This window comes from Paenibacillus sp. BT-177 (assembly GCF_025846815.2).
GTDB lineage: Bacteria > Bacillota > Bacilli > Paenibacillales > Paenibacillaceae > Paenibacillus > Paenibacillus polymyxa_C.
Genome location: NZ_JAOYTP010000012.1, coordinates 18426 through 42256, shown reverse-complemented (window position 1 = coordinate 42256; position 23831 = coordinate 18426). Strand labels below are relative to the sequence as shown.

The window sequence follows — 23831 nt, the reverse complement described above, 5'->3', positions numbered from 1 at the left end:
CCTCAATTTAGTAAGAATAGGAGAACTCATTTTTAAATTCGTCTACCCGTTGAATGGTTTTCAGAATATTCCGACCTTCACGGGTGCCATCAATAATACGACGCGCTTGTTTGCTGTCTCCGATATTTACAACTTCTACCTGATGCTCTTTTCCATATTGAAGCAAGCTATCCATCAGTGGAGTGTATGAACGCATACCCAAACATACGAACCCTAGATCAAAAGGAATCTCAAACTCCTGTTCTCCATGCTTTACTTTGAAGCGGTCGCTGCACACTTCTGTCAAAGCCGTCTCTGTATGGACATTTACTCCCCTTTCCTCCACCATTTTCATCATTGAAATGCGGGTAATCATATCCAGATCCTTGCCCAATAAAGGCATCATCTCAATGATAGAAACTTTTTGAGCCCCGCGTTCCGCATAATATTCTACAACATCCAGTCCCACGGCTCCGCCACCCACTACAGCAATACGTTTGCCTTCAAACTCTTGAAAGTTCTCCATGTTGTTCAACAGGTCAAAGATGGAAAATACTTTTGTACCCGGTTCGCCTAGTTGATCGTGCAGACCTGCAATGGGTGGAAGCAGTGGCTTGGCCCCAGTTGCATTGACAATAATATCAGGATTCAGAGCACTAATCATCGACATATCTGCTCTTGTACCCGTGACAATGTTCAGATTGGTTAACTGCTTGGTGCGCTGAATCAGATAATCTGGGAAATCATTGATGCGCGTTTTGTCTGGTAAGCGAGCAATATCACGCGCGAGGCCACCCAGTTCTGGCTTTTCTTCGAAGAGAGTTACTTTGCAGCCTACCTCAGCCGCTGTACAGGCCGCTTCCATCCCCGCCGTGCCCCCACCGATCACAACGACTTGAACACTGTTTCTAACTCGTTGTTTCCTGTATTCAGCTTCCTTGAACAGATCCGGATTAACCGTACAGCAAATTGGTTTACTTTTGGAGATACGGTGATCGGCACAACCAATGTTGCAGGAGATGCATTTTCTAAGCAAATGCTCGTAGCCGTTTTGCACTTTAAGCACCCAGTTCGGTTCTGCGATCAAACCTCTGCCCATTGCCAGAAGATCAGCGTCACCTCTTGCCAAAATATCCTGAGCAGCCTGTGGGCTCCGTATATTACCCGAGGTCATCGTGATCTTTCCGAATTTTTCTTTTACCGCTTTGGCCATATATGAGCGCCAACCATCAGGCAGGTTCATCCCGTCAATCTGGAACTGGATGGAATCATTTAGAGCTGCGGAAACGTTCAAAATATCTACCTCATCATTGAGATACTCCAGTAACTCCAGTGTATCTTCCAAGGTGTTCCCACCTTCTGTGAACTCCTCCGCACTAAAACGTAAGCAAATGGGGAAAAATGGACCCACCACTGAACGAATTTCATCAATGACTAATCTGGCAAAACGGGTACGGTTTTCTGCATTGCCGCCAAATTCATCCGTACGTTTATTATACACCGGCGAAAGAAACTGGCTCAGCAAGTAGGAATGTCCTGCGTGAATTTCAACACAATCAAATCCTGCGCGTTGCGCTCTTCCCGCTGCTTCTCCGTATTTACGAACAATGGCATAAATTTCTTCTTTTTGTAGAGGTCTTGGGATCGCTCCACCCTTTTTAGAAGGAATATTCGAAGAAGATACGGGCTGAACTCCGTTCAGTCGTCCCGCATAAGCCGAAGCACCCGCATGGTTAATTTGTACAGAAACACATGCCCCATAAGAGTGCAGGGCTTCTGTTAATCTAAACAGTCCAGGAATAAACTGATCATTATCCATCCGTAGCTGAGTTGTACCGTTCGTTCCCATGGGGAAATCCAGACAAACATTTTCTACTGTGATCAGGCCAGTCCCCCCTTTAGCCCGTTGCACGTAATAGTCAATATGATCCTGAACAAAGCTTCCATCCATGGCAGCAAAGTTGGTTCCCATTGGGGGCATTACAATCCGATTCTTCAAGGCCATGCGTCGTATGGTCAAAGGTTCAAATATCGCAGGATAGTGGTTCATAGTTCTTCCTCCTTGCAGGTTCGCAAATTTCATTTTTCAAGTTTCATTAAATAACTCATACATGTGATTTTTTTCACTTTAAAGGATATCGAAGTTTTATTGAGTACGATCATTCCTTATGACTTGATTTTATATCATCCAATCTATAAATTCTAATGCTATTTTATGTACTGAGTCATAGTTTCAGTCTATAGGTAAAATATAGTCTTACACCAAAAAAAGGAACAATCCTTTGAGAAATGTTCCTTTTGACTCAAACCAAAATCATACTTTTATTCATTATTCACCTACGCATTCGTTCTTTTGAAGCCGAAGGGTCTACGCTCCAATTTCCCTTCCCTGACATATCTGTCCAGTAGTTCACACATTGTAGCATATCCATTGTTTCTGAATGAAGTTGCGTAGGCAGTGGCTTTAGGAGAAGTGTTCAAATATTGAAGGAAAAATCCTTCGTCTATCACCTGCGTATCATAAATATAAGCTTCAATCGATGTATGCCATTCTGGATGATGCTCCCCAATATTCACAAACAGACAATGATCACCATGTAAATCAGCTGACCATATTCCATCAATAATCAAGTCTGTTTCTCCTTGTTCCAGCCATTCAAACTGAGTTGGGAACGTCTCGTACTCAGAAGGTCTGATTTGACGGGTTACGGTAGCCATTCGTTCACATAAACGCTGCGCAGATAGCGTGTACTCGTCCCACAAGCCCAAAATAGCCATATCTCTTGCACGCGAGTCTCCCCACTCTTGATCTTCTTCGGCCGAAGTTTGTAAGTGTGTGAACGTTTGGTCTATCCGCTTATGCCTCATTGCTATTCTCCTTCCTCCTATTTATCACAAGATGTATTCCATTTAGAAACCAAAAATCCCTTGCTCGAAAAGCCGTGTGACTTCAGAAAAGAAACATCACGGCTCGACGGCAAGGGAAATATACCTATCTGTATACAGATTATACTTTTAGATCACCATCATAGGTAGCAATCATTTTGTATAGTTCGGGACGCCGGTCACGGAAAATGCCCCATTCGATCCGCCCTACTTCCAACTCGTCCAGATCAAATTCAGCAGTAAGCACTTCTTCATCAGTACGACTCGCTTCTGTGATTTTGTTCCCCTGAGGTCCGGCGATAAATGATGAACCGTAGAAATTGATACTGGATTCTTCATCTGTTTCCATTCCGATGCGGTTGGAAGCAATGACTGGAATCAGATTGGAAGCTGCATGACCTAGCATGCAGGTCTGCCAGTGGTCCTTGGAGTCAATGGAAGAATCCTGTGGCTCAGAACCAATCGCTGTCGGATAGAACAAAATCTCTGCGCCCATAAGCGCCATACAGCGGGCCGCCTCGGGATACCATTGATCCCAGCATACGCCTACCCCAATTTTGGCATAACGTGTATTCCACACTTTAAACCCAGTATCGCCCGGATTAAAATAAAACTTTTCCTCATACCCAGGACCATCCGGAATGTGGCTTTTACGGTATTTACCCAACACCTCACCGTCTGCATCAATGACAGCAAGACTGTTGTAACGAGCATAGTTCTTCTTCTCGTAAAAGCTGATTGGCAGCACAACCTGCAATTCTTTGGCAATCTTCTTGAAATGATTAACCGCTTTGTTGTGCTCCAGCTCAGTTGCATATACATAATAATCAGACTTTTCCTTCTGGCAGAAGTACGGAGTTTCGAACAATTCCTGCAGCAAAATAATTTGCGCGCCTTGGGCTGCCGCTTCACGTACCAGTTTCTCTGCTTTGCTGATATTTTCTTCAATATTGGTAGAACAGCTCATTTGAGTTGCTGCCACTTTTACTTTTCTCACCTTAGTCCTCCTTATGAATGTTGTATCGTTTAACGCTTTACAGCAGGCATCTGCTGGGTTGTACAGTGTACGTTACCGCCTTCACGGATAACTGCCATACCATCTACAGTGCGGATCTTGCGATTCGGAAATACTTTTGCTAGTACTTGCTGGGCTGCAAGATCGCTCTCAGCGGCAGTTCCGCCAAACACTGGCAAAATAATGCCGCCATTCACAAAGTAGAAGTTAATATAGCTCAGTGTCAGCCGGCTGTCTTCATAATCCACACGCGGAGGTTGGCCGATCTGAATCACTTCCAGCTTACGACCTTTGGCATCCGTCGCTTGCTCTAAAATGCGCAGATTTTCCTGCGTGATTTCGTAATTTTCATCCTCAGGATCATCACATACTTGCATAATGACCTTGCCCGGAGCAGCAAAGCAAGCAATATTGTCCACATGACCATCCGTTTCGTCGCCACTGAGTCCACGTTTTAGCCATATAATTTTCTCGGCACCTGTATATTCGCATACGTACCGTTCAATGTCTTCTCTGCTTAGTTCCGGATTGCGATTGGGATTAAGCAAGCACTCTTCGGTTGTAATTAGGGTGCCTTCGCCGTCTACGTGCAGTGAACCGCCTTCCATTACTAGCGGTGCATCTAACCGTGGAACTCCAAGTTGGTCCAGAATTTGCGGCGCAACCTGGTCATCCAGATCCCATGGGGCATATTTGCCGCCCCAGGCATTAAACTTCCAGTTTACACCTGCCAACTGACCATGTTCGTCTGTCAGAAAAGTTGGACCGTTATCACGTAGCCATGCATCGCTATGCTCTATCGGCAGCAGTTCTACCCGTTCCCCAAGTTCAAGCGCTTTAACGCTCTCCAGATCATCTGGATTTACGACTACGGTAACTGGTTCAAATTCCGCCATGGCACTTATAATTTCGGCATAACCCTTACATACCTCGGCATGCATCTCCGGGTAAACCATTGAAGATTGTACAGGCCAGGAAATATACGTACGTTCATGTGGCGCCCATTCAGGCGGCATCTTATAATGTGAATCCTTAATTTGCATGTATTAAAGCTCTCTTTCTTTTCAAAATGTAGACTCCGCTCCTATCATACAATAATATGATCTTTGTCTCAATCGAAGCGGAAAAGTTTTAATAATTCACATTGTAATTTAAAGAAAATTACTTTGAAAAGGTGATTGTTTTTACTGTACTGCCATCAAAATCCTTCACAGTAAATTGTGCTCCCTCCAGCACACCATAAGAGGATGGGTAGTTTTCTTTTGGCAATGCGATCGAACCAGGGTTCAGTACAAAGACCCCATTTTCCACATCTGCTACCGGAATATGAGTGTGTCCCTGGATGAACACATCCCCTGCTTCCAGTGGCGGCAAATTTCCGATACTAAAACCATGTCCGTGCGTGACAAAGATTCGCCGTCCTTCATGGTACAGCAAAGCATAATCACCCATCATTGGAAACTCCAGCAACATCTGATCCACTTCTGCATCGCAATTCCCGCGCACCGACACTGCAATGTGGGATTTGTATTGGTTCAGCATAGCAGCCACTTCCGCCGGGTTATATCCTTCCGGTAACGGATTACGCGGTCCATGGTACATATAATCTCCAAGCAAAACAATACGATCAGCTTTCTCCTCCTTGAATTTTTCTAGTGCTAATTGCAACCAGTACAGCGAACCGTGAATATCTGATATAAACATTAATTTCATAGTTTTTCCTTCCTTTCTGAATAGACCATTGTAATTTAGAAATGTTCCTCTTACGTTCATTATTACACTATTCCCTGAACAAATCTGTGCAAAAATGTTTCTTTACGTTTGGTAGTTCTATGTAAAGACGCAAAACTACAGTTCCAAATGAACTGTAGTTTTATGGTTAATTTCTTTTATACTTGTGCTTGTCATCTTCGGTAATTTTACGGATGACCTTGCAAGGGTTTCCTGCGGCAATCACACCAGAGGGAATATCTTTGGTAACAACGCTTCCTGCACCAATAATTGAATCATCCCCTATCGTGACGCCCGCCAGAACGCAAACATTACCACCTATCCAAACATTATTGCCCACAGTAATTGGAAATACAATTTCCAACCCTTCATTACGTTGTTCCACATCAAGAGGATGACCCGCAGTATAAAATCCGCAGTTAGGAGCAACAAATACATTATCACCGAACACTATTTTTGCCCCATCAAGCATGATCGTATTGTGGTTACTATAAAAGTTTTCACCGATTTCGATATTATACCCATAGTCACACACAAAAGGCTGCTCAATCAAGAATCTATCCGTTGTCTTTGTCTTTCCTAGTAAAGTTTTGATGAGTGTTTCTCGTTCTTCCATATTTCTAGGATGGAGCTGATTATATTCGTAGCAGAGACCTTTGGCGTATAGACGTTCCTCAATCAATTCTTCATCATAATTAGCATTATATAGGAGTCCTAGTTGTGATTTTTCTTTTTCTGTCATAGCCATTTTCGCTTCGCTTATTTAGATACAGAATTCAGATTTCTTTTAAAGCTTCATTGTAGGATTCCACATGCTCACTCTTCAGAACTGGAAAGCTACTCACATTGAAATTTCCACCAAATTACCTTCTGGATCTTTAATTACGCTTTCATAATATCCGTCACCTGTCAATCTTGGCTGACCCACAACTTCATATCCTGCATGCATGAGCTGCTCTGTCTTTTCATTCACCAGTGCTTTACTTCCAACGGAAAATGCCACATGAGCCCAGCCCGTAATATTTATCTGTGGTAAATGATCTACTCCCGTTTTACGCATAACCTCTAACCTTGCTCCATCCTCAAAGGTGATAAAATAGGACTCAAATCCTTTTGTAGCGTTATAATATTTATCGTTAGATTTTCCATCAAAATATTGCTCGTAAAAGCTTTTCATCTTTTCTAAGTCTCTCACCCAGATCGCTACATGCTCAATCTTCATTATTTCCTCCTTCTGCAGCCCTCATCATTAAAAAATCATTAATTTATACTGGACTCAATTTTTTAGCATAGTTATTATTAACCTTTTAATAAGTGTAAATATATCTCAGTAATTAATTTTTGTCCAATCTATTTATCATCAATAATAATAAATAACGCTTACGAATCATTCATGAAAGCTCTTTTGTCCTCAGCTTGTAATTCGGTTGCTAATACCCCTAAAAAATTAGCGACCGCTTCTTCTAAATGAGCAGAAGCGATCGCTACGTAAAACCTTCATTATAGAATTAAAACTTAATCACTTTTTAATAAATTAACGTTTCAAGCTTCCACCGTTTGTGGCAATAACCTCTTTGTACCAGTGGAACGATTTTTTCCGGTATCTTTCAAGTGTACCGCTGCCATCATCATGACGGTCAACATAAATGTAACCATAACGTTTTTTAAGCTGAGCAGTCGACGCGCTGACAAGGTCGATACAGCCCCAAGATGTATAGCCCAGAACCTCTACTCCATCTTCAATCGCTTCCCCAACTTGAACCAAATGATCATTCAGATAGTTGATCCGGTAGTCATCTTCAACCGTTTTTTCACCTTTTTCATTGGTGATAAGCTCGTCCACAGCGCCCAGACCATTTTCAACGATGAACAGTGGCTTTTGGAAGCGATCATAAAATGTATTCAGCACATAGCGCAGACCTTGCGGATCAATTTGCCAGCCCCACTCACTTGCCTCGAGATGCGGATTGCTAACCCCACCGAGGATGTTACCTTCACCTTTGACTTTTTTAGCTTCGTCAGCCGTCTCACAAGTACTCATATAATAACTGAACGAGATAAAATCAACCGTATGCTTCAGATCTTCAGCATCACCTGGCTCAAAATGAATAGAGATTCCGTTTTCTTTGAAGAAACGTTTCATGTAACCTGGATACTGACCTCTTGCATGAATATCGGCAAATGCCATGTTTCTGTGATCAAATTCCATTGCTGCAATCACATCGTCTGGATTAGGTGTCAGCGGATAAGTAGGCATACTCAGTACCATACAACCAATTTTGAAATCAGGGTTAATCTGATGACCGATTTTTACTGCTCTTGCACTCGCTACCAGCTCATGGTGAATAGCTTGATAAAGGTCTTGTTCACTAAGTTGATTCTTTGGTGTGCTAATCCCGCCACTCATGAATGGTGCTTCAAGAATGGAGTTGATTTCATTGAACGTCAACCAGTATTTAACTTTATCTTTGTAGCGATTAAATACAGTTGTTGCATAGCGCTCATAGAAATCAACAAGCTTACGGTTCACCCAACCATCGTATTCTCTGGACAAATGTAAAGGTGTTTCATAGTGAGATAATGTAACGAGTGGCTCAATACCATATTTATGAAGTTCATCAAACAAATCATCATAAAATTGCAGTCCTTTTTCATTAGGCTCCAATTCGTCACCTTTAGGGAAAATACGTGACCAAGCAATGGAAGTACGGAACACTTTAAAGCCCATTTCCGCAAAAAGTTTGATATCTTCTTTATAATGATGGTAAAAATCAATACCGATCAATTTCATATTATCTTCAGTTGGTACATCCGTAACCGGCCCCCAACCACCACGAGGAGTTACATCCTGAATGGACCAGCCTTTTCCGTCTTCTTGATAAGCACCTTCGAGCTGATTAGCAGCAACTGCTCCACCCCACAGGAAATCTTTTGGAAACTGTGTACTCATATTTTCTCCGCCTTTGCTGATGTTTTTTCATTAACTAGGACATAAACACGTTACCTCTACGCTAATGTTTATAAAGTACTTCTAATTGAATCTTAAGGTTTGTAACGCGTTTCATGTCAAGTATTATTTTAAAAACTTGCAGAGTCTATAATCGTATTATCTCCAATACTTACTTCCCTATTTATAACAACGTCCCCACCCATCCATACGTTAATTACCAATTGTAACTTGGGTGAGCCCTTCTTCTATAAAATGGTCTCTATTTTCTTTTTTCCACCAATTGCAAATTGTAGGTCAGGCTTTCAAGGGTAACTGAAATCAACCCATACATGTATTCATCGTGCGTATCGTTTTTTACAAAAATCTCAGGCATATGTTCTTTGGGTACATCTTTAAGACAGCCGTTATAAATATCATCCAGCAATGCTGGCTTAGATAACTCTCCTGTCAAAGCGATCGATACAGGGTCTATAATCGCAATAATGGATGTTATCGTTTTGATCGCCAAAAAAACAAATTCCTGTGTGCTATTTAACTGTTTAAGCTGTTCCTCTCTCGTTATGCCAAAGGGTAAAAAGGAAACTTCCCCGGCAAATTTGGTATTTCCTTTTAACAAATGTCCATCGACAATAAACCCCGCTCCCGGATAATTATCCTTGGGAAACGTAACAATAGCGAAGGTTTTGTCCTCATCATAATTTTGCATGTTATAAAATCCATAGACGGTCAGATGCATATCATTTTCAATGGTGACTTCTACCCCGTATTTATCTTGAAGGCGTGGTCCTACAGGGACTCCTATCAGCAGATCAAGATCGCAGACATCAATAACCCCTTGATGAACAACCCCCGGGATGCCAATACCAATCGCTTTAACGTTTTCGTAGTTGTTAATCAGCTCTTCAATTTGGTGATCTATTACTTCATAATCAATATGAGGCACAACGGATGTGTTCTCTGCAATAATATCTCCAAGCATATTGGCAACAGCATAAGTAAGAGAATCTACTCCGCCTTCCGTTTTCACAGTTAAACAAATAATATAGGAATAATCAGCGTTATATTTGTAACGTCTAGCCGGACGCCCACCGTTCGATTCTTCCAATTCCATCTCTAATACTTCTCCGGTTTGAAGAAGCTCATTTAGAATATTTCCGCAGGTTGCCACACTAAGTCCTGTAATACTGGCTATAGACGACTTGGTTGCATATTCCTTGGATTTCAGTGTGTTTTTAACTAGCTCTACATTAATGTGTTTGACCCGAATGGTATTATTGGAAACTGGTTGTATTTGAATACACTCCTTTTGAAGTGATTATAAAAAGCTTAATAATAAGCTGTAATATAACGCTCGGTCTGCAATAAGTCAATTTGCACTACCCGTACGCAAAGAATATGATTCTCAATTCGATTAGTCAATCATCATGATATACTATGTTTAAGAGACAAAAATTCAGTGATAAAACTAACAAGAAAAGGGAGATTCTATTGGGAACTAGTGAATATGTAGCAATCATTACATTGATCCTCTCCGTCATACTTTTGTTCAAGGTTTATCGCCTTCAATCTCGGCTTAATGACTTAAAATCCGATGTGGAGCGTCTTGAGAATCGTTCAGGACTAACGGGAACCTCGATGTCAAATACAATCGCTCCTCCTGCTCCATATATCCAACACGCAGAAGCTTCCGAAGAAATCAATGAAAGGCTGCTTCTACTACTCAGGGAAGGAAATAAGATTAAAGCCATAAAAGAGTTAAGAACCGCTAAGAATCTTTCACTTAAGGATGCAAAAGATTATGTAGATTACTTGGAAAAACGCTAAGAAAGGAAGAATTAAAATGAGTGTGGGTAAAACAAACGCTATGCGTATATTGGACGGGCAACACATCTACTACAATATTTTGAGTTATGACCACCAAGACGGAAAAATAGACGGTATGAACGTAGCCGAAAAGATTCAAAGAGCACCGGAATCTGTTTTTAAAACTTTGGTTGCACATAGCAAACAAAATCTGTTTGTTTTTGTCATTCCTGTACATAAAGAGCTCGATCTCAAAAAGGCTGCCAAATCTGCGGGAGAGAAGAAAATTGAAATGCTTCCAGTTAAGGATCTGCAAAAGCATACGGGATATATTCGCGGCGGCTGCTCTCCCATAGGGATGAAAAAGATCTATCCCACTTATATCGACCAGCCTGCAGTTGAGCTGGAAACGATCGTCGTAAGCGCTGGGAAAATTGGAACCCAAGTGGAGCTGAGTCCGCATGATTTAGCCCAAATCATTCAAGCACAGTTTACAGATCTAACGCACACGGCATAAAACTCATCACGTCCTCATAAAATCTTTATGCGTATTTTCTCTTAATCCTATGCTTCATCATGCTTCAACTTGGAGAGGAAGATCAAATAATGCATAATGATTGCTCGAAAAAAGTCGGAATCCCCCAGCCCATAAGAAGTGATGGCGCAGGGGGGATTGACAAGGGTCCACGTGATGTGATGAGGGATTTACAAAATCCAGATATGCTGGTTCCTCCCGTAACGGACAATGGTCTCATACCGAATATGAGGTTTTCTTTTTCAGACGCCCATATGCAGCTTAATCAGGGTGGATGGTCAAGAGAAGTTACAGTAAGGGAATTACCCATTGCCACAACTCTTGCCGGCGTGAATATGAGTTTGACACCGGGCGGTGTCCGCGAGCTTCACTGGCATCAGCAGGCAGAATGGTCTTATATGCTGTTAGGTAGTGCTCGCATTACGGCAGTTGACCAAGATGGACGTAATTTTATTGCTGATGTAGGCCCTGGCGATCTCTGGTATTTTCCACCTGGCATCCCGCATTCTATACAGGGCCTTGAAGAAGGCTGTGAATTTTTGCTGGTTTTCGACGATGGCAGTTTCTCCGATCTGAACACCTTATCCATCTCGGATTGGTTCGCACACACACCTAAAGAGGTGCTCTCTGCAAATTTCGGGATTCCAGAAGCCGATTTTGCAGCGATTCCTCAAGATCAAGTGTACATCTATCAGGACTCCGTTCCCGGTTTAATTCAAAGTCAAGCGGTTCCTTCTCCCTACGGGACGTTGCCCCAATCCTTTAAGCATGAGTTACTAGCTCAGCCCCCGATCAAAACACCAGGCGGAAGCGTACGGATCGTTGACTCCTCCAATTTTCCGATTTCCAAAACCATTGCAGCTGCCCTTGTTGAGATTGAGCCTGGAGCCATGCGAGAAATGCATTGGCACCCCAATAATGACGAATGGCAATACTATCTTGCAGGGCAAGGACGGATGACAGTCTTTGGCGGTAATGGTGCAGCTCGTACATTTGATTTCAGAGCCGGGGATGTTGGATATGTGCCCTTTGCTTACGGTCATTACATTCAAAATACAGGTTCTAGCACACTATGGTTTCTTGAGATGTTTAAAAGTGACCGTTTTGCAGATGTGTCCTTAAATCAATGGATGGCTCTTACGCCTAAAGAACTGATTCAAAGTAATTTACACGTTGGCGCTGATGTGATCTCTAATTTACGTAAGGTCAAATGGCCTGTCGTCAAGTATCCTGGTTACTCTTATGATCCTAAAAAGAAATAACGGGAATCACTTTATCATGATGACTTCCAGCTGTTTACATGACTCAGGACAAACTGCTCAAATGAGACCGGACAACGCCCAGTGACAAGCTTAACGGTATCGGTCACTTGGTCTTCACTTCCATTTTCACGTATCCTTCTATCCAATCCTGCCAGCATGTCTGCATATTCCTCAGGCATTCCAGCGTGAACCATGCCCGCTTTCAACTCTTCATCAGACAACGAGATATGCTGGATCGGTTGGACTGTTGATTTCCCGATCAGTTCAGCCACTTCGTCATATGTTAGTGATTGAGGTCCAGTGATGACATGAGCCGTGTTGTGTGGTTTATCGTCAATAAGAGCCCTCACTCCCACTTCTGCAATGTCATCTGCACTTACGAAGCCTATTCTCCCGTTTCGGGTTGCACTATAAATGGCCTTGTTGTTTTTAATCGTGCCCACATGCTGGCCTTCTGTGAAATTCTCCATAAAGTAGGATGGCTGCAGTACTGCCCACTCTGGAGCTAATCTACGAAGTACTTGATGCACAGGTCCAAATACTGATCCGTCCTCAGGCACAGATGCGCTCCCTAACAGCACAAATCTTTGCACTCCGGCACTCAAGGCTTTTTCAATAAAAGGAATCATCACTTTGGCGGGATTGACGTCCAGCACAGGTACTACCAAATAAATTTTACCTACATTCATCAGCGCCTGTGCATGTGTTGATTCATCATACCAATCAAAAAATACATAATCCGCCCCTTCCGAATTGCCAGGTTTAGTACGCCCTGCCAAACGTACCGGATACTGAAGTTGCATAAGTCTGGCAGCTACACGGCTGCCTGTTTTGCCGTTTGCTCCTGTAATCAACGCTATATTTCTGTCTTTCATGAAATTCAACTCCTATTTTTAATTTTTTATTTTCGCCTAGATCTCTATATCCCTATGAGAATTGACTTTTTCATTCACGATTCTAGAGCTTCTAGAGCTACCAAAGGGTTCCAATAATCTTTGTAGTGAGTAATTTTTCCGTTCTTCAGCTTAATAACAGAAATGTAGGTTTGATTATACGGTTTACCTGTGCTCACAGCCTGCGCCTCAGAGGCGAATTCGGCCACGAATAAACTCGGGTCCGTTGTCGTATGGATAGTTGGTGAAGAGAAATGCTGAATCCGAAGTATACTAGGAAACTCCTTAATATACTCGTAAATTGCTGCCTTACCCTGAAGCACTTGTACAAAATGTTTAGGTGCATAAGGGAACTCGAAAACAGCGTTATCATCAAATAATGAAATCCATTGCTCCATATTTTCTTCTAACAGGTTGCTCGTAAATTTATGCATGACTGCTTGTGCTTGCTGTTTTGCATCGTCAGTATTCGGATTGATATTCATGGTAGACACCTCGCATATTTATTTTAATTTCTGCTTAAAAAATGAATTCAAGACGAGAAAATAAACATAATCATTCTAGACTGAACAGTCTATAATACTCAAAAAAATTTGACTAATCGGTCTGGAATGTTCAAAAAATAAACGCTATTAAGCGTTCATAAAGATCAATCCAAAACCGACAGCGTCGTACGTACAATATCTCTAAGCACCTCAGTGCTGGCGCCTGTCTTGGCGGTAAATGTCAACGATAGTCGGGCATGATTTAGAAATCTGGCGATTGACAATAGCTCAGATTCCGTAGCATGAATCTCCCCCTCTTTTTGGGCGCGGACTAGGGCGTTGTAAAAGGCAAGTTCAAGCTTTTCAGTATTTTCAGAAATAAAAGCTTTGATCTCATGATGATGCGGAGCCTGTTCAATAGCACTGTTCATAATAAAGCATTCCTTCGACAGCCTCCTATCCATCAAGACTCTAACAGATTCATTAAAAATCATCGCTATTGCATCCTTAATACTCCCAGGTTGACTGAGCAGATGTACTACGGCTTCGGTTTTGTCACGTATATAAAGCTGAATAGCCGAAAAAAATAAATCATATTTCGTTCCGTAGGTATCATAAAGACTCTGCCGCGCTATACCCAGCTGATCCAGTAAAATTGTCAAAGAAGTTCCCTCATAGCCATGTTCTCCAAATACAGCCATAGCTTTTCGCAGAACACTTTCAGTATCAAATTCTTTAGCTCTTCCCAAACCTCATGTTCACCTCCTTGACTATGATTATAATTTTTACAGACTGATCAGTCAAGAAAATGAAATTGATTTTATATCATTATATTCACAAAAAAACCATCGTACCGAAATACGATGGTTTAGGGATGTTTATTTTATCCAAACGCTCAGATGTAAATGATGCAATCCGATTATTCCTCAGAGTCTACGTTGTGGTACACCTGCTGAACATCTTCCAAGTCCTCTAATGCATCAATCAATTTATCAAATTGAACCTGTGCATCTTCCGGAAGAGTAATATCATTTTGGGCAAGCATGGTGAGCTCAGCCACAGTAAACTCAGTTACTCCTGCCTGCTTGAAAGCTTCCTGAACAGCATGGAATTGATCAGGCTCTGCATATACGATGACGGCTTCATCTTCTTCAATGATGTCACGAACCTCGACATCTGCCTCCATCAGCAGCTCCAGCACTTCATCTGCGGTTTTACCCACCAGACCAATAACTGCCGTGGAATCAAACATGTAGGCTACAGATCCGCTCACGCCCAAGCTACCGCCATTTTTAGTAAAAGCAGAACGCACATCCGATGCTGTACGGTTTACGTTATTAGTCAGTGCATCTACAATGACCATGGAGCCGTTCGGTCCGAAACCTTCATAACGAAGCTCTACGTAGTTTTCATCGCCAGCACCTTTTGCTTTTTCAATAGCACGGTCAATGATCGCTTTCGGTACATTGTACGTTTTTGCACGTTCTAACACGACTCTTAGTACCCGATTGGATTCAGGATCTGGCTCGCCCTGTTTGGCTGCCACATAAATTTCCACGCCAAATTTAGCATATATACGACTCGTATTAGCATCCTTGGATGCCTTCTTTTCTTTAATGTTATTCCACTTACGTCCCATAATATCCCGCTCTCTTCCTGTATGAATATACACAACGAACTTCATTATATCCTTGTATATTATATCTCCTAAAGGACATACGAACAAGTTCAAACAACTCCGTTATGGAAAAACAAACAATTCTACCTAATTAGGGATGCTTCAAGAATGTGAACTTTCAATCCCCTCATCTATGGACAATAATCCTATGAATGTCTAAGATGAGGAGAAAGTCTGACTTGAAGGAGATTATTCACTTGGATGTCTTACATAAAAAGTTGAGCAATAACCATGAAATCACGGTATATGAAACCACGGAGCTGTATGGTGAAAAGGGATTATTTCGCGTGATGCAATTCTCCAATGCAGCCATCCAAGGTGCGATGGATTTGAATTATCCGCAACGTATTCTGTTCGAATATCCCAGAGCAATCATCCATCTCATGGAGCTGAACGACCCGTCATTTGAAGACGTGTTTGTTATCGGACATGGTGTAGGCACGATTGCGGGTCATTTTGCAGACAAACGCTTTAAGATTGCCGAGCTGGACGCACAAGTGGTAGAATTCAGCCGAACATTCTTTGGATACGACCAGGACAATGTAGTTATTGGTGATGGACGCCGCATTCTGGAGAAGGAGAGCCCGGATGCTTATGACTATATTATTTTGGACGCCTTCACGGAGCAGGGTACGCCTTTGCATTTAATATCTTGGGAATTTTTCAAAATGGCCAAAGAAAAGCTGGATGCAGAAGGCTCGCTAATTATGAATTTGATAGGCAAAAGCGAACACGATCATCTGATCCATGCCATTCACACAACGCTGCGTGAAGAATTCGCCTATGTTACCACGTTCTCCCTACCCTCGGAAGGCATTGCTGACATCCAAAATATCATTATGATGGGTCGAGACAAGCCCATTCGTTTTCAGGCACGTCAGATGGCCGACTTTCATGAGATTACCCTTGGAAAAGGTCATATTCTGCGGGATACAGATGCTTAGTGTTGAATGAGGTTCATTATCCGTCTCTCTACATCATGGATATGAATTGACTCTTTGTGGCTGCTTCTTCGCTCTACGAACTCTACTTTTCCGTGTTCAGCATCTTTACCAACGACGATACGCACGGGAATACCTACTAAATCCGAATCTTTAAATTTAACCCCTGGGCGTTCCTCACGATCATCTAGCAACACCTCCATACCGCGATCCTGCAGTTGGCTGTATAAGTCCTCAGCTATTTGCATCTGAAGCCTGTCTTTCACAGAAATCGGAATGATATGAACATGAAACGGGGCCAGCGCATGTGGCCATATCATTCCGTTCTGGTCATGATTTTGCTCTACAATGGCGGACAGGATTCGGGAAACACCAATACCATAACAGCCCATAATCATCGCTTGATCAGTTCCGGACACATCCAGAAAAGTCGCCCCCAGCTTTTCACTGTACTTGGTGCCCAGTTTAAATACGTGTCCAATCTCAATTCCTCGATGAAGTTCCAATTTCCCTTCGTCACACCGAGGACATCTATCCCCTTCTATAACATTGCGCAAGTCTGCCACATAGCGAAGATCTAGATCGCGTCTTGGATTCACATGCCGATAATGGTAGTCCTGCTCGTTCGCGCCTGCAAAACCGCTGGACATTTGGACAACGGCGTAATCCACCCACACAGGGATTGTCAAGCCGCATGGACCTATGAACCCGGGTGGGGTTCCAGTCGCCTTTGTGACGGCATCTGCATTTGCTATTTCGAATTTTTCACTACCTAAAATTTGTTTAACTTTTACTTCGTTGACCTCATGATCTCCTCTGACAACTACCGCAATCGGCTGATCGTCAGCCATATAAATCAGTGTTTTGATGATTTCCTTCAGCTCTATGTGAAGCGTTTCAACGAGTTGATTTATGGTTCGCAAACCTGGAGTGTACAGTTTTTCCATTTTATCTGTATCAATTGAAGGATGGCTGTCATGTTCATCTTCATTGGAGACAGAAGATATTCCTACGCTCCCCGTCGTCCGTGGCTCCGCCTTTTCAAGATTGGCAGCATAATCACAGCAGGTACATGCCACAATGGTATCCTCTCCAATCTCAGCCAGTGCCATAAATTCATGAGTTTCGCCCTCACCACCAATAGCGCCTGCATCTGCTTCGACTGCGCGAAAATTCAGACTGCAGCGGGTGAAAATACGTTGGTAGGCCTGGAACATCGTCCAATAAGTGTGATCTAGTCCTGCCCAATTGGCATCAAACGAATAGGCATCCTTCATCAAAAATTCTCTGCTGCGAAGCAGACCAAACCGAGGACGTCGTTCATCCCGAAACTTGATTTGAATTTGGTACAGTGTTACTGGCAATTTCCGATAGGAATTCACTTCATTTCGTATTAAAGACGTTATGACCTCTTCATGTGTAGGACCTAATGCGAACTCCCGATCATGCCGATCTTGCAGACGCATCAGCTCAGGACCGTACACATCGTATCTCCCCGATTCTTGCCACAGCTCCGTTGGCTGTAATACAGGCATTAACAACTCTCCAGCCCCTGCACGATCCATCTCATCTCGTACAATTTGTTCCACTTTTCTGAGCACCCGTCTGCCCAGTGGCATATAGGTATACATTCCAGCCGCCAATTGGCGGATAAATCCTGCCCGCAGCATCAGCTGATGGCTGATCACTTCGGCCTCTGCAGGTGCTTCACGTAAGGTTGTCAGTAATAATTGGCTTTGGCGTATGTGTGGCTTCCTCCTTGTAAGAACGTAAAATGTACGCAAAAAAGACACATCCGTCAGGGACGAATGTGTCGTGGTACCACCCTTCATTTGACCGTAACCATATACGGGACGGTCCTTCTTCAGATAACGGCATCTGGCCGGTAACGGTTTATCTTACGCACCGCTACAACTCGCAAGGCAGGGAAACGTTCATTCGCGGCGAGAAACCTTTCAGCCCATGGGTTTCTTCTCTGTACAGCGGGTAATCGAACCTTTGATCCTTGGTCTACACTATTCCTATATATTACAATTTTCACCACTTTACACGAAACGCAGGTTTGAGTCAAGGAGATAATTGTCTATCTGGGCTCATCCAGGGACATGAACGATATTTAGATTTTAGGATAATCAAATTCCGTTCATTACCATATTGCAAAATGAGCGGCCAGATTTTAGGACGGATACGCCTGCGAAAACCCAGAACAAAGCGGACAAACCGAGGTGAAATATCCCAAATACGAACGGCTTCCCGCTCTATTCCTGTGGGTAACTCCTTGGAAAATAAAAAACGGTTAAGCGAACGTGTGATAACACCTGATATCGCCTCAATCGTGCTGACATCCATCACGATGATTGTATCGGAACGCTGGAGTCGCTCGGTAAAATAACGCTCATGATAATTCCCTTCGATAATCCATTCTTCCCTTTGCAGGACTTCTCCCAGCTGTTTGTGAAATTGCTTGTCCGTACTCTGCTTCCACTCTGGCCCCCAATACAAATCATCCAACGAGGTATACGGCAAATGAGTCCACATCGATAGACGTTTGGCCAAAAAAGTCTTGCCGCTCCCCGGTGAGCCGATTACGATAATACGCTTAGCATGCTGCACAGCGAGAAGATCGTCACTTTGTCCTGCACGTAAGGTCGAAATGGAATAGATCAGTCGATATAGTAAACCTACTGCCAAAGCCCCTCCCTTTAAAAGCAAATAAAGTAGGAACAGCGGCAGAAAAACAATAGCGTATTTCACACTGTCCATCAGACAACCTGCTCCTTTTATAAATTCAATAATTGAGACCATTACGTCCGTGAAGCTCCAAATACACGCTGCTGTAGGTTAGTGTTCTCTTCTTTACTTATGTATTTTTCTTTTTAAAATACACACCCTTAAAAAAAACAAAATTTTGCGAATGTGTGCCATACAGCTCCTGGAATCTAGAATGAAGTTTATTCATAGAAATGGTGTCTGAGACTGTCCGATCCGTTTGTATGGTTAAATCGACACAACTGATCCCAAACTGGCACACTTGTTCCATAGGATAACCTTGGGTAATTCCATAAATCATCCCGGCAATAAAAGCGTCGTCTGCGCCTGTGACATCAATTACCTGTTGAAATGGGTGTATAGGGATTTGTCCATAAGTTCCATCTTGAGAAGCAAACAACACACGCTCAACACCGCAGATAATAATGACATTTTGAACCCCAAGTTTGTGAAAAACTCGGGCTGCGTCCAATATCTGCTGATCATCTTTAAGTTCAAGTCCCAAATAAGCTTCAGCCTCTTCCGGTTGGCATACCAGCCATTCCACCCCACGCAAATTTCGGGGAAGCTTTCTCATCTTGGAAGCTGACACCGAAGAAACGACAAGCGGAACCTGATGTTCCAGACAGACATGTATGGTGGCCGCTATTACGTTCATAGAAAAATTAGTGTCCAGCAGAACGAGTCGAGACGAGGCAATTAAAGGAATATTTTCAAAAATTACGGAAGGGCGAATCTGATCATAAATCTCCATTTCTGCTGTCGCTACAATCATTTCACCATCCTCGTTCAGCAAGGCAGTATAGACACCGGTTGACGATTCACCTTTGACTTGGAGAGGAATCACGTGCATGTAACGGCTGGACTGTTCGATGATAAATTCACCTTCAGCATCGTCCCCAACTGCGGTCAGCAGGCTGACCCGTCGACTCAACCTCCCTAAATTTTCAGCCACATTCCGTGCTACCCCACCGCAAGATTGCAGACTAGTGCTGCTCGGGTTGGAGGTGTGAAGCTGAAATGTACCTTTAATCATGATTTTACGATCCAGATTGGCCCCTCCGATACACAGAATTTGTTCACTAGAGGGCCAAGGCTCGTCCTGCTCATTTTTGTGAATTTTTTTTAATTTCATCATTTGACTCCTTTCTCGACTCTATTCGCTAGAATGATTTAAATTTGTGCAGAAATAGGCACTCTATAAACCTAACATGTTCCAAATGTCAAATTCCCAAGAATCATGTCGAGTCCGTTAAAAATATCATAAAGTTACACATACAAAAAAATCACCTTATCGTAAAAACATCCTCCACTTTACAATAAGGTGACTAGAGCTGAACGTACAGCTTAGATCCTTCCTAACATCCTGTTATTTTATAATGAATAGTGCAGCTCCATGAGGGGGTAAATCTGCAGACAGTTCCTGCACTATATCACCTAAATCCACATGGTTCCATAAGTCTCTGGCACTTGCCTGCCCTTCAATTCCAAGCTCCTGTAAGGACACACGGACTGTGGAAGCTTCATCTCCAGCATTAAATAAAGCCGCATATACGTGCCCTTCCTCGTTGTGAGAAGTCCAAACGATATGTTCATCCTTTCTGTAGACCTGTCGCGCATTCACACCGTTGTGATGAACATCGAGCACTTCTTTGTTCGTCAGCAATGAAAGTGTCCATTCGTCATTATCACGCAGTTCTCCCCCAAACATCAGTGGAGACCGGAAAATGCTCCATAAAGTCATCATTGTCAGCTGCTCATCCTTCGTAAAGCGTGTCCATCGATCATGACTGCCGGAATCTACTGAATCTACCGAACGAATACCCAGATGGCCCAGTGGCAACATGTCGCAATCCGGCCAGTGACCTGGACCTACATGTTCCGCCCATTTCTCGCAGCGCTCAAACATACCATACAGTAAAGGCCATACATCCCAGAAGTCATCAGTCATACGCCACATATTCGCGTTTGCGATTAAATCAGATGCATGCTCCAGCGGTGCGGGACCAGGCGAAAGACTCAACACCATCGGACGTCCGCATTGGGCGATAGCCCGCTTAATCAATTCAATTTCCGCCAAATGAATACCATAGAGACGTGATGCAGCAATGTCATCTACTTTGACAAAATCCACACCCCATTCCGCATACAGGTCAAATAACGAATTATAATACTCCTGTGCGCCTTCCTTGGAAGCATCTACCCCATACATATCTGTGTTCCAAGGACAAATAGAGTTAGGATGTGCAATTTGTCTGGCTGTAGCTGTAGTTCCTAAAATCGGAGTATCCTGATGAACCGCCTGGCGGGAGATGCCTCTCATAATATGTATCCCAAATTTTAATCCCAGACCGTGTACATATTCCGCAAGAGCTTGGAAGCCGCGTCCATCTGCTGCCGAAGGAAAACGATTCACCGCTGGAATCAGACGTGAATATGAATCCATTTCCAATGGGACAAACGGGCGATACTGTGAAGATACTGCTCCTGACTCATACCACTGAATATCCACTACAACATATTCCCAACCATATTCCTTCAGGTGCTCCGCCATATATTGAGCATTTCCTCGCACTTCCTCTTCCCGTACTGCTGCACCGTAGCAATCCCAGCTATTCCACCCCATAGGTGGTGTATGCGCTGTCAAATGATGTTTCATTGAATTCATCCTTTCATCTGCTAGACCTCAACCTGTTACTGCAAATCTCATCAACCCCACAATACCATTATAATGTAACCCCTTACTTTTGTCGCTCGTCATCTTTTCCGTTTCCACTTTTTATACATTTATGTTGACTAACTTAAAGAATGTGGTACATTTAAACTTGCTTGTTAAAAAACTTTGACTTGAATCAGAGGGTGATTTTACATGTGTGAACATGCTTATCGAATTTTGTTGTTTTACAAATATGTCAATATTGAAGATCCTGCCACCTTTACGGCAGAGCATCTGGCTTACTGCAAAGAGCTGGGCGTCAAGGGAAGAATCTTGATTGCTGAGGAAGGAATCAACGGAACACTGTCCGGTACAGTAGAGCAAACGGAGCAGTATATCCGTGATTTGCGCGCCAATCCGAAATTCCACGATATCGTTATTAAAATAGATGAATCTGACGGTCATGCGTTCAAGAAAATATTTGTACGCCATCGTCAGGAGCTGGTTACGCTACGTCATGAGGACGAGCTGGATCCTAATATTATTAGCGGCAAGCGTCTATCACCAAAGGAGTTTTATGAACAGCTCCAAGATGAAGATGTCGTGATTCTGGACGGGCGTAACGACTACGAATATGACATCGGTCATTTCCGCGGAGCTATTCGCCCCGAAGTTGAATCGTTCCGTGAATTTCCACAATGGATTCGCGATAATATGACTGGGTTCAAGGATAAAAAAATCCTGACATACTGTACCGGGGGTATTCGTTGCGAAAAGCTGTCTGGTCTGCTGATTAAAGAAGGCTTAAACGATGTAGCTCAGTTGGATGGCGGCATTGTGACTTACAGCAAGGACCCAGAAGTACAAGGACGTTTGTTTGACGGTAAGTGCTATGTATTTGACGAACGAATTTCGGTTCGAATCAACCATACAGATGAAGACGTTGTTGTTGGTAATTGCTACCATTGCGAAACAACAAACGATCATTATATTAACTGCCCCGTGTGCAATCTCCAACATATCGTGTGTCCAGATTGCGAAGAACAGCATCAACACTATTGCTCTGACGATTGCCGAACTAAAGCAGAAACTATGGCTTCTGCATAAACCTTCAGAATACTCGGTTTCATATAAAAGGGATGTTCCTATTAGCCGTTTAACATGGCTGTGGACATCCCTTTTGTTATTTTCAGAATAAGTGATCTAAGCTTCATAGCATATACCTATAACCTTAATTGTTTATCCATCTTGGACGGGTTCGAAAGTAGCGCCTTATAATGGAAACTGTCATTACAGAAAGGATGAGTGGAATTCATGGTTCAAATCGTACTTTCAACTCTTTTATCCGTTATCGTTCCGCTGTCCATTCCGGTGATTGCCGGATTTTTACTCGGCAAATTCATGAAGCTGGAAACAAAACCGCTCTCGACTTTGTACTTATATTTTTTAAGTCCTGCCATGATTCTGGACACACTGCTCAAGGCACAGCTTTCCTGGCATGATGTGGCACAGACAGCCGCTTTTTCATTACTGAACCTGCTGCTTTTGTGGGGAATTGCACAATTGGCGGGGAAAATATTCAGGCTGAGCACCCCGGAAACAGCGGGACTCACCTTAATCTCCACACTGACTAATAGTGCAAATTATGGGTTGCCGCTTATTTTACTTGCTTTTGGACAGCTTGGCCTGGATAAAGCCTCCGTATATGTCGTCATCCAGATGATTATGGTCAATACCATTGGTGTATACTTTGCAGCCCGCTCTGAATTTTCTGTTCAAAGTGCCGTGAAGTCGGTATTTTCTCTCCCTGCGATTTATGCGGCTCTTCTCGCACTGGGACTTCGAGCACTGGATTGGCATCTACCCTCTGGCATTCAATCAGGTGTCTCGATGATTGCAGCCGCCTATTCTCCGGTCGTGCTGGCGATTCTCGGTACCCAGATGGCTTATGTAAAAATATTCAGGCTGGAGCCATCTATTAAAAAAGCCAGCTACGCAGGACTGATAATTCGACTTCTGCTCTCCCCGCTTGCGGCTTGTCTTGCCATGCTGATACTGGGAATTTCAGGACTTTTGTTTTCCGTTCTCTTCATTCTGGCCTCGATGCCAGTGGCTGTGAATGCAGTCATTTTAGCCGAAAAATTTAATGCATCCCCAAAACTGGTTTCTACCTGCATCTTGTGGAGCACGCTTGCCTCATTCCTGATTTTGCCCATTCTGATTATGCTGGTAGCAGGTTAGACAGACA

General features: G+C 43.1%; 23 protein-coding genes. 6 read left to right on the top strand and 17 right to left on the bottom strand.

Going from position 1 to position 23831, the window contains the following annotated elements:
* Positions 1-7: 7 nt before the first annotated feature.
* The 9 genes from OIU26_RS23235 to OIU26_RS23195 all read right to left on the bottom strand — a co-directional run bounded on the left by OIU26_RS23235 (position 8) and on the right by OIU26_RS23195 (position 9729).
* Positions 8-2029, bottom strand: a complete 2022-nt coding sequence (locus OIU26_RS23235; RefSeq protein ID WP_264218168.1) for an NAD(P)/FAD-dependent oxidoreductase — start codon at positions 2027-2029, stop codon at positions 8-10.
* A 287-nt stretch (positions 2030-2316) separates the two neighbouring features.
* Entirely contained in the window at positions 2317-2847 is a 531-nt protein-coding gene (locus OIU26_RS23230) for a hypothetical protein (protein WP_264218167.1), read from the bottom strand.
* Between the two features lie 139 nt (positions 2848-2986).
* Complete coding sequence (gene aguB, locus OIU26_RS23225; protein ID WP_013371044.1) at positions 2987-3862, bottom strand: N-carbamoylputrescine amidase; 876 nt, start codon at positions 3860-3862, stop codon at positions 2987-2989.
* A gap of 29 nt (positions 3863-3891) precedes the next feature.
* Positions 3892-4923, bottom strand: coding sequence for an agmatine deiminase family protein (locus OIU26_RS23220; RefSeq protein WP_025677842.1), 1032 nt, complete (start codon positions 4921-4923; stop codon positions 3892-3894).
* 118 nt (positions 4924-5041) lie between these two features.
* Positions 5042-5593, bottom strand: a complete 552-nt coding sequence (gene yfcE / locus OIU26_RS23215) for a phosphodiesterase (protein WP_264218166.1) — start codon at positions 5591-5593, stop codon at positions 5042-5044.
* Positions 5594-5759: 166 nt separating this feature from the next.
* Complete coding sequence (locus OIU26_RS23210; RefSeq protein ID WP_264218214.1) at positions 5760-6353, bottom strand: sugar O-acetyltransferase; 594 nt, start codon at positions 6351-6353, stop codon at positions 5760-5762.
* Positions 6354-6452: 99 nt separating this feature from the next.
* The gene (locus tag OIU26_RS23205) at positions 6453-6833 is read right to left on the bottom strand and encodes a VOC family protein (protein ID WP_264218165.1); all 381 of its coding nucleotides are present in this window, start codon (positions 6831-6833) and stop codon (positions 6453-6455) included.
* A gap of 312 nt (positions 6834-7145) precedes the next feature.
* Positions 7146-8561 carry a glycoside hydrolase family 1 protein gene (locus tag OIU26_RS23200; RefSeq protein WP_264218164.1) on the bottom strand — a complete coding sequence of 472 codons (1416 nt, stop codon included), beginning with the start codon at positions 8559-8561 and terminating at the stop codon, positions 7146-7148.
* Positions 8562-8820: 259 nt separating this feature from the next.
* Positions 8821-9729 carry an ROK family protein gene (locus OIU26_RS23195; RefSeq protein ID WP_264218163.1) on the bottom strand — a complete coding sequence of 303 codons (909 nt, stop codon included), beginning with the start codon at positions 9727-9729 and terminating at the stop codon, positions 8821-8823.
* 320 nt (positions 9730-10049) lie between these two features.
* On the opposite strand from OIU26_RS23195, the gene OIU26_RS23190 reads away from it, so the two are divergent.
* From OIU26_RS23190 to OIU26_RS23180, 3 genes are all read left to right on the top strand, one after another.
* Entirely contained in the window at positions 10050-10385 is a 336-nt protein-coding gene (locus OIU26_RS23190) for a ribosomal protein L7/L12 (protein ID WP_264218162.1), read from the top strand.
* Between the two features lie 16 nt (positions 10386-10401).
* Positions 10402-10881 (top strand): Cys-tRNA(Pro) deacylase, encoded by a 480-nt coding sequence (gene ybaK / locus OIU26_RS23185; RefSeq protein WP_264218161.1) that lies wholly within the window; start codon positions 10402-10404, stop codon positions 10879-10881.
* An 89-nt stretch (positions 10882-10970) separates the two neighbouring features.
* Positions 10971-12161 carry an oxalate decarboxylase family bicupin gene (locus OIU26_RS23180; protein ID WP_264218160.1) on the top strand — a complete coding sequence of 397 codons (1191 nt, stop codon included), beginning with the start codon at positions 10971-10973 and terminating at the stop codon, positions 12159-12161.
* Positions 12162-12175: 14 nt separating this feature from the next.
* On the opposite strand, the gene OIU26_RS23175 is transcribed toward OIU26_RS23180, so the two are convergent.
* The 4 genes from OIU26_RS23175 to OIU26_RS23160 all read right to left on the bottom strand — a co-directional run bounded on the left by OIU26_RS23175 (position 12176) and on the right by OIU26_RS23160 (position 15178).
* Complete coding sequence (locus OIU26_RS23175) at positions 12176-13036, bottom strand: NmrA family NAD(P)-binding protein (protein ID WP_264218159.1); 861 nt, start codon at positions 13034-13036, stop codon at positions 12176-12178.
* Positions 13037-13110: 74 nt separating this feature from the next.
* The gene (locus tag OIU26_RS23170; protein WP_264218158.1) at positions 13111-13539 is read right to left on the bottom strand and encodes a nuclear transport factor 2 family protein; all 429 of its coding nucleotides are present in this window, start codon (positions 13537-13539) and stop codon (positions 13111-13113) included.
* 164 nt (positions 13540-13703) lie between these two features.
* A complete protein-coding gene (locus tag OIU26_RS23165; RefSeq protein WP_264218157.1) occupies positions 13704-14288 on the bottom strand; it encodes a TetR/AcrR family transcriptional regulator in 585 nt (194 codons plus the stop codon).
* A 170-nt stretch (positions 14289-14458) separates the two neighbouring features.
* Positions 14459-15178 carry a YebC/PmpR family DNA-binding transcriptional regulator gene (locus tag OIU26_RS23160; RefSeq protein WP_014599726.1) on the bottom strand — a complete coding sequence of 240 codons (720 nt, stop codon included), beginning with the start codon at positions 15176-15178 and terminating at the stop codon, positions 14459-14461.
* Positions 15179-15396: 218 nt separating this feature from the next.
* Between OIU26_RS23160 and OIU26_RS23155 the strand changes: the two genes are divergently transcribed.
* Positions 15397-16161, top strand: coding sequence for a fused MFS/spermidine synthase (locus tag OIU26_RS23155; protein WP_264218156.1), 765 nt, complete (start codon positions 15397-15399; stop codon positions 16159-16161).
* On the opposite strand, the gene OIU26_RS23150 is transcribed toward OIU26_RS23155, so the two are convergent.
* The 4 genes from OIU26_RS23150 to OIU26_RS23135 all read right to left on the bottom strand — a co-directional run bounded on the left by OIU26_RS23150 (position 16158) and on the right by OIU26_RS23135 (position 21586).
* Positions 16158-17903 carry a proline--tRNA ligase gene (locus tag OIU26_RS23150; RefSeq protein ID WP_264218213.1) on the bottom strand — a complete coding sequence of 582 codons (1746 nt, stop codon included), beginning with the start codon at positions 17901-17903 and terminating at the stop codon, positions 16158-16160. The genes OIU26_RS23155 and OIU26_RS23150 overlap by 4 nt on opposite strands.
* 322 nt (positions 17904-18225) lie before the next feature.
* Complete coding sequence (locus OIU26_RS23145; RefSeq protein ID WP_040101404.1) at positions 18226-18921, bottom strand: adenylate kinase; 696 nt, start codon at positions 18919-18921, stop codon at positions 18226-18228.
* 97 nt (positions 18922-19018) lie between these two features.
* A complete protein-coding gene (locus tag OIU26_RS23140; RefSeq protein WP_436449198.1) occupies positions 19019-20062 on the bottom strand; it encodes a carbohydrate kinase family protein in 1044 nt (347 codons plus the stop codon).
* A 234-nt stretch (positions 20063-20296) separates the two neighbouring features.
* Positions 20297-21586 carry a glycoside hydrolase family 27 protein gene (locus OIU26_RS23135; protein WP_165083660.1) on the bottom strand — a complete coding sequence of 430 codons (1290 nt, stop codon included), beginning with the start codon at positions 21584-21586 and terminating at the stop codon, positions 20297-20299.
* Positions 21587-21796: 210 nt separating this feature from the next.
* Here OIU26_RS23135 and trhO point away from each other — a divergent pair, with 210 nt between their 5' ends.
* Positions 21797-22690 carry an oxygen-dependent tRNA uridine(34) hydroxylase TrhO gene (gene trhO / locus OIU26_RS23130; RefSeq protein ID WP_264218154.1) on the top strand — a complete coding sequence of 298 codons (894 nt, stop codon included), beginning with the start codon at positions 21797-21799 and terminating at the stop codon, positions 22688-22690.
* Positions 22691-22897: 207 nt separating this feature from the next.
* Positions 22898-23824 carry an AEC family transporter gene (locus tag OIU26_RS23125; RefSeq protein ID WP_264218153.1) on the top strand — a complete coding sequence of 309 codons (927 nt, stop codon included), beginning with the start codon at positions 22898-22900 and terminating at the stop codon, positions 23822-23824.
* Positions 23825-23831 lie beyond the last annotated feature (7 nt).

Excerpts from the sequence above, each read along its gene's own strand:
- OIU26_RS23220 (WP_025677842.1), bottom strand. The coding sequence starts at position 4,923 with ATGCAAATTAAGGATTCACATTATAAGATGCCGCCTGAATGGGCGCCA.
- ybaK (WP_264218161.1), top strand. The coding sequence starts at position 10,402 with ATGAGTGTGGGTAAAACAAACGCTATGCGTATATTGGACGGGCAACAC.
- OIU26_RS23160 (WP_014599726.1), bottom strand. The coding sequence starts at position 15,178 with ATGGGACGTAAGTGGAATAACATTAAAGAAAAGAAGGCATCCAAGGAT.
- OIU26_RS23175 (WP_264218159.1), bottom strand. The coding sequence starts at position 13,036 with ATGAAAGACAGAAATATAGCGTTGATTACAGGAGCAAACGGCAAAACA.
- OIU26_RS23210 (WP_264218214.1), bottom strand. The coding sequence starts at position 6,353 with ATGACAGAAAAAGAAAAATCACAACTAGGACTCCTATATAATGCTAAT.
- OIU26_RS23200 (WP_264218164.1), bottom strand. The coding sequence starts at position 8,561 with ATGAGTACACAGTTTCCAAAAGATTTCCTGTGGGGTGGAGCAGTTGCT.
- OIU26_RS23135 (WP_165083660.1), bottom strand. The coding sequence starts at position 21,586 with ATGAAACATCATTTGACAGCGCATACACCACCTATGGGGTGGAATAGC.
- trhO (WP_264218154.1), top strand. The coding sequence starts at position 21,797 with ATGTGTGAACATGCTTATCGAATTTTGTTGTTTTACAAATATGTCAAT.
- OIU26_RS23205 (WP_264218165.1), bottom strand. The coding sequence starts at position 6,833 with ATGAAGATTGAGCATGTAGCGATCTGGGTGAGAGACTTAGAAAAGATG.
- OIU26_RS23140 (WP_436449198.1), bottom strand. The coding sequence starts at position 20,062 with ATGAAATTAAAAAAAATTCACAAAAATGAGCAGGACGAGCCTTGGCCC.
- OIU26_RS23235 (WP_264218168.1), bottom strand. The coding sequence starts at position 2,029 with ATGAACCACTATCCTGCGATATTTGAACCTTTGACCATACGACGCATG.
- OIU26_RS23180 (WP_264218160.1), top strand. The coding sequence starts at position 10,971 with ATGCATAATGATTGCTCGAAAAAAGTCGGAATCCCCCAGCCCATAAGA.
- OIU26_RS23125 (WP_264218153.1), top strand. The coding sequence starts at position 22,898 with ATGGTTCAAATCGTACTTTCAACTCTTTTATCCGTTATCGTTCCGCTG.
- yfcE (WP_264218166.1), bottom strand. The coding sequence starts at position 5,593 with ATGAAATTAATGTTTATATCAGATATTCACGGTTCGCTGTACTGGTTG.
- OIU26_RS23230 (WP_264218167.1), bottom strand. The coding sequence starts at position 2,847 with ATGAGGCATAAGCGGATAGACCAAACGTTCACACACTTACAAACTTCG.
- OIU26_RS23170 (WP_264218158.1), bottom strand. The coding sequence starts at position 13,539 with ATGAATATCAATCCGAATACTGACGATGCAAAACAGCAAGCACAAGCA.
- OIU26_RS23145 (WP_040101404.1), bottom strand. The coding sequence starts at position 18,921 with ATGGACAGTGTGAAATACGCTATTGTTTTTCTGCCGCTGTTCCTACTT.